Raw genomic sequence first — 5,747 nt, 5'->3', positions numbered from 1 at the left:
CGTCGTGCCCGGCGGGCCGGGGGGTGCTCCCGGGCCGGGGACGTCGGTACGGTCCGGCATGCCCTCGGTTCCCGGCGGGGTGTCTCCGGGCGGGCCCTCGGGCACCTCGGCCGGGCTGTGCAGCGCGCCGCTGACCTCGTCGCGGTCCTTGCGCGCCGCCTGGTGGCGGGCGCGGGCGCTGCCGGGCTCGGGGAGGGTGAGGGTGAAGGTCGAGCCCTCTCCCTCCGCGCTCCACACCTGGATCGAGCCGCCGTGGGAGGCGGCGACGTGCTTGACGATCGCCAGGCCCAGGCCGGTGCCGCCGGTGGCGCGGGAGCGGGCGGGGTCGACGCGGTAGAACCGTTCGAAGATCCGGTCGCGGTCGCTCTCGGGGATGCCGATGCCCTGGTCGGTGACGGCGACCTCGATCTGACGGCCGTTCCCGGAGGCGCCGGTCGGCACATGGGCGACGCCGATGGCGACGCGGGTCCCGGCCGGGCTGTAGTTGACGGCGTTCTCCACCAGGTTGCCCAGCGCCGCAGCGAGCTGCCCGCGGTTGCCCCAGACCCGCAGGCCGGGCGCGCCGCCGCTGGCGATGCTGATGTCCTTGCTGGTGGCGGTCTGGCGGCAGCGGTCGACCGCCTCCGTGACCAGTTCGTCGACGCTGACCAGTTCGGCGTTGGTGAGGGGGTCGTTGTCCTGGACCCGGGAGAGGTCTATCAACTCCTGGACCAGGCTGGTGAGCCGTGTGGCCTCGGTCTGCATCCGGCCGCCGAAGCGGCGTACCGCCTCCGGGTCGTCGCAGGCGTCGACGACCGCCTCGGAGAGCAGGGAGAGCGCACCGGCCGGGGTCTTCAGCTCGTGGCTGACGTTGGCGACGAAGTCCCGGCGGACCGCCTCGATGCGCCGGGCCTCGGTGCGGTCCTCGACGAGCAGCAGCACCAGCCGGGAGCCGAGCGGCGCCGAGCGGGCGGAGACCGCCAGTACGTCGCCCCGGACCCGGCCGCGCGGCGGCAGCTCCAGCTCGCGCTGGCGGATCTCCCCGTCGCGCCGGGTGGCGCGGGCCATCTGGAGCATGGGTTCGACGGCGAGCCTGCCACCGCGCACCAGCCCGAGGGCGTACGCGGCGGAGCTGGCCTTGACGACGCCGTCGGCCTCGTCCAGCACGACCGCCGAGGAGCGCAGCACCGACAGCACGGTGTCGACCCCGGCGGGCAGGGTCTGCTCGGGCGTGGAGCCGTTGCGCAGCGGACGCGTCCGTTCGCGCTCGCTGATGCGGAATGCCAGCATGGCGACGACGCCGGTGCACAGCCCGACGATCGCGGCCACTGCGGCGACCGCCGCGTTCACGTCCATGTCCACAGGTTATGCAGGTCCGTGCGGCCCGCCACAGGTCTCGGCGATGATGCTCGTCCGCACGCCGGGAGATGTTCACCTTGACGACAGCGGTGGTTCACCCGGCCACTCGGGAACGGCCTCCTTGTGGGCGGAGCGTGGAACGGCAACGGCCGGGTAGCGGATTGGATGCCGGATACCGCGGCCTGGACACCGGTGGCTCGGCGGCTCGTAGAGTGAGTGGGCCCGGCAAGGAAGGTACACACATGCGTGACGCTTATCACGAGGAACTGGACGCCATCAGCGACAGCCTCGTGGAGATGGCCCGGTTCGTCGGCTCCGCCATGGGGCGGGCGACGACATCGATGCTCGACGCGGACCTCAGACTCGCGGAGAGCGTGATCGAGGCCGACTCCAAGGTCGACCAGATGCACCGCGACCTGGAGAACAACGCGATCGCGCTGCTGGCGCGCCAGCAGCCGGTCGCCACCGACCTGCGGATCGTCGTGACGTCGCTGCGGATGAGCGCCGATCTGGAGCGCTCCGGCGACCTCGCGGAGCACGTGGCGAAGGTGGCGCGGCTGCGCTTCCCGGAGTCGGCCGTCCCGCGCGACCTGCAGGCCACCATCCTGGAGATGGGCCAGCTGGCGCAGCGGCTGATGGCCAAGGCGGCCGAGGTGCTGATCACCAAGGACGTCGAGCTGGCGATGCAGCTGGAGCAGGACGACGACGAGATGGACACCCTGCACCGCACCCTGTTCCGCCATCTGATGGACGACCGCTGGAAGCACGGCGTCGAGACGGCCGTGGACGTGACGCTGCTGGGCCGGTACTACGAGCGGTTCGCGGACCACGCGGTGTCGGTCGCGCGCCGGGTCGTCTACCTGGTGACGGGTGAGCACGCGGACGAGTTCGAGCCGGAGTCGCTGACGCAGGCCGCCGCCGCGCAGAAGGACTCCTCCGGGTCCTGAGCGGGTACCGGGCCGCCCGCGCGGGGCCGTGGCAGCGCCGGGTGCCAGGGCCCCGGCCTCGTTCCGGCGGCGCGCTCCTTCTGTCCGCCGCGTCCGGTGCGTCCGCTGCGTCTGCTGCGTCCGCTGCGCTCCGCCGCGGTCCGCTCGGTGGCTGCCGCGCACGGGGCTCACGGGTGCGGCGCCCGGTCCCGTGGGCGGCGCTCGCGGCGTCGGGCGGGCCGCGCACCACGCCTTCCCGTGCGCCGGGGCGTGCACCCGACGGGTGGGCGCCGCGTGGGTACGGCACCGGGCGAGGGGAACCGTTAGGGGGAAGCGGAAACCTTGGAGGAGGAATCCATGGCCCACTCCCCAGCGGCTCGCGGTCTCACCGTGAGCCGGATCTTCGCACCGCTCGGCAGTTGCAGCTGCGGTTCGAGCTGCAGCTGCGGTTGCAAGTCCGGGGGCTCCTGCCAGTGCGGCGGCGGCTGCGGCTGACCGCGTCGGCGCGGCCTGCCCCGCCCCGTCGGCGCGTTCCGCCTGAGCGGTTCGCGCCGGGGCGTCCGATGTACGACGAACCCCCGGTCCCGGCGCGTGTGCGCGGGGGCCGGGGGTTCGCCGTGCCCGGGGCCGGCCGCCGGAGGGGCCGTCGGCGGACGCGTCTTCCCTACTTCTTGCCCTGGCTGGCGACGGCCTTGATGGCGTCGGCCGCGGCCTCGGGGTCGAGGTAGGTGCCGCCGGGGGTGACCGGGCGGAAGTCGCCGTCCAGCTCGTAGGAGAGCGGGATGCCGGTGGGGATGTTCAGGCCCACGATGTCGGCGTCGGAGACGCCGTCGAGGTGCTTGACCAGCGCGCGCAGGCTGTTGCCGTGCGCGGCGACCAGCACCGTGCGGCCGGCGCCGAGGTCCGGGACGATGCCGTCGTACCAGTAGGGCAGCATCCGCGCGACGACGTCCTTCAGGCACTCGGTGCGCGGGCGGACCTCACGGGGGATGTGCGCGTAGCGCGGGTCGTCGCTCTGCGACCACTCGCTGCCGTCGGCGAGCTCCGGCGGCGGGGTGTCGTAGGAGCGGCGCCACTTCATGAACTGCTCCTCGCCGAACTCGGCGAGGGTGGCGGCCTTGTCCTTGCCCTGGAGCGCGCCGTAGTGGCGCTCGTTCAGCCGCCAGGTGCGGTGGACCGGGATCCACGGGCGGTCGGCGGAGTCCAGCGCCAGGTTGGCGGTGCGGATGGCCCGCTTCTGGAGCGAGGTGTGCACCACGTCGGGGAGCAGTCCGGCGTCCTTGAGCAGCTCACCGCCCCGGACCGCCTCCTTCTCGCCCTTCTCGGTCAGGTTGACGTCCACCCAGCCGGTGAACAGGTTCTTCGCGTTCCAGTCGCTCTCGCCGTGGCGGAGCAGAATCAGTTTGTACGGTGCGTCGGCCATGCTCCGAGCGTATGCGACGGCGTTCCGGCGCTCGGAGGCCGTCCACGGACAGGGCGGCGCCCCGCCGCGCGCACGACGGCGCACCGTGCGGGCGCGGACGCGGGGGCTGGGTCAGGGGGTGTCGGCGAGGTGGTGGAGGCGGAGGGCGAGCTGGATCTCCAGGGCGCGGTCGGGGGTCTGCCAGTCGTCGCCGAGGAGCCGGGAGACGCGGTCGAGTCGCTGGCTGACGGTGTTGACGTGGATGTGCAGCTCGTCCTTGGCGCGGGCGGCGCTCATGCCGCAGCGGAAGTAGGCGTCGAGGGTGGCGAGGAGTTCGGTGCCGCGCCGGGAGTCGTAGTCCAGGACGGGGCCGATGGTGCGGTCGCGGAAACCGGCGATGTCGCGGCCCCCGGAGAGCAGCAGTCCGAGGAAGCCCAGGTCGTCGGCGGCGGCGCCGTCCCCGTCGCGGCCCAGCAGCCGCAGGGTGTCGAGGCAGCGCCGGGCCTCGGCGAACGCGGTGGCGACGGCGGCGGGGTGGGCCGCCGGGGCGGTGGCCGGTCCGGCGGCGCCGACGGTGACGGCGGCGCTGAGCGCCGCGGACAGCTGAGCGGAGAGCTGACGGGCGAGGGCGGCGGCGTCCCCGGCCGGTGTGCCGGGGACGCCGGGGAGCAGCAGCACCGTGCAGCCGTCGCGGGTGGTGGCCAGTCCCCGGCGGGTGATGGCGAGGTGGGAGGCGGCGGACCACAGCCGTTGCCGGTCGGCGCCGTCGTCGCCGGCCATGCGGGCGGCGAGGACGGTGTGCGGGAGGTCGAGGTCCGCGCCGAGGCGGGTGGCGCGTTCGCGCAGCAGCCGGGGGTCGCGGTCGGCCGCGTCGAGGAGGTCGTCGAGGAGTTCGCCGCGTACCCGCTGCTCGGCCTCGCCGGCGGTGCGGCGGGCGAGCAGCAGCAGGGAGGTGACCATGGCGGCGCGTTCCAGGGTGCGCAGGTCGACCGGGTCGAGGTCGGGGGCGCCGCGCGCGGGCTCGCCGCGGAGCCGGAGCGCACCGAGCAGTTCGCCGCCGGCGGCGACCGGCGCGACCCAGTCGGCGCCCTCGCGCACGGCGCGCCCGTCGGCGGTGGCGGCGGCGCGGGCTGACACGGTCTCGGTGAACTCCACCCTGCCGTCGAGGACTTCGGAGACGGCGTCGATGACGTCGGCAACTCCCCCGCCGCGCAGCACCAGTTCGGTGAGCCGGTCGTGGATCTCCCCGGCGCGTTCGATGACCCGGCTGTGGTCGCGGGCGACGGTGGTGGCGGCCTCCAACTCAGCGAGTGCACCACGGGTTTCGGCGAGCAGCCGGGCGGTGTCGATGGCGACGGCGGCGTGGGCGGCGAACGACCCGAGCAGGGCGATCTCCTCCCGCTCGAAGACCCGGGCGCGGCGGTCGGCCGCGTAGAGCACGCCGATGACCTCGCGGCCGAGCAGCAGCGGGACCCCCAGGATGGCCACCAGGCCCTCCTCGTGGACGCCGCCGTCGATGGTGCGGGTGTGGCGGAACCGCTCGTCGCGCATGTAGTCGTCGGTGACGTAGGGGCGGGCGGTCTGGGCGACGAGGCCGCCGAGTCCTTCGCCCATGCCCAGGCGCAGTTGCTGGAACCGCGCGGAGACCGATCCCTCGGTGACGCGCATATAGGTGTCGCCGCGCTCGGTGTCGGTGAGCGTCATGTAGGCGACCTCGGTGGACAGCAGGGAGCGGGCGCGCTGGGCGATGGCGCGGAGCACGGCGTCCACGTCGCGGAGGCCGGCGAGGTCGTGGGCGGTCTCGAAGAGGGCGGTGAGTTCGGCCTCCCGCCGTCGGCGTCCCTCCAGTTCGGCGCGGACGCGCAGCGCGAGGCGGCGCGCCCGCGTCTCGTCGGGCCCGGCGCCCGACCCGGCGTCGGGGCCAGCGTCGGGCCCGGAGTTGGACGGCTCGTCGTAGGCGGCGGCGGGTGCGCCTCGGGCGAGCAGGCCGAGGTAGTGCAGGGCGCCGTCCCCGGTGCGTTCGGCGGCTTCGCCGGTGCTCGCGGGTGGCGTGGTGGCGCGCTCCCCGGGTGGGCCGGGGG

At 74.5% G+C, this 5,747-nt stretch carries 4 protein-coding genes; 1 reads left to right on the top strand and 3 read right to left on the bottom strand.

The window, feature by feature from the left end; translation table 11 throughout:
* On the bottom strand, window positions 1-1,335 hold a 1,335-nt coding region (locus tag E0D90_RS23035; protein ID WP_130799925.1), incomplete at its 3' end, for a sensor histidine kinase.
* 245 nt (window positions 1,336-1,580) lie between these two features.
* On the opposite strand from E0D90_RS23035, the gene phoU reads away from it, so the two are divergent.
* Window positions 1,581-2,285, top strand: coding sequence for a phosphate signaling complex protein PhoU (phoU, locus tag E0D90_RS23030; protein ID WP_103504074.1), 705 nt, complete (start codon window positions 1,581-1,583; stop codon window positions 2,283-2,285).
* A 643-nt stretch (window positions 2,286-2,928) separates the two neighbouring features.
* On the opposite strand, the gene E0D90_RS23025 is transcribed toward phoU, so the two are convergent.
* Both E0D90_RS23025 and E0D90_RS23020 read right to left on the bottom strand, forming a co-directional pair.
* Complete coding sequence (locus E0D90_RS23025; RefSeq protein ID WP_103529700.1) at window positions 2,929-3,687, bottom strand: phosphoglyceromutase; 759 nt, start codon at window positions 3,685-3,687, stop codon at window positions 2,929-2,931.
* 111 nt (window positions 3,688-3,798) lie between these two features.
* Window positions 3,799-5,667, bottom strand: coding sequence for a helix-turn-helix domain-containing protein (locus E0D90_RS23020; protein WP_130799926.1), 1,869 nt, complete (start codon window positions 5,665-5,667; stop codon window positions 3,799-3,801).
* Window positions 5,668-5,747 lie beyond the last annotated feature (80 nt).

Origin of the sequence: Streptomyces otsuchiensis, assembly GCF_004305975.1 — a bacterium.
GTDB lineage: Bacteria > Actinomycetota > Actinomycetes > Streptomycetales > Streptomycetaceae > Streptomyces > Streptomyces otsuchiensis.
The sequence above is the reverse complement of the archived record's forward strand: the minus strand, read 5'-3'. Positions and strand labels throughout refer to the sequence as shown.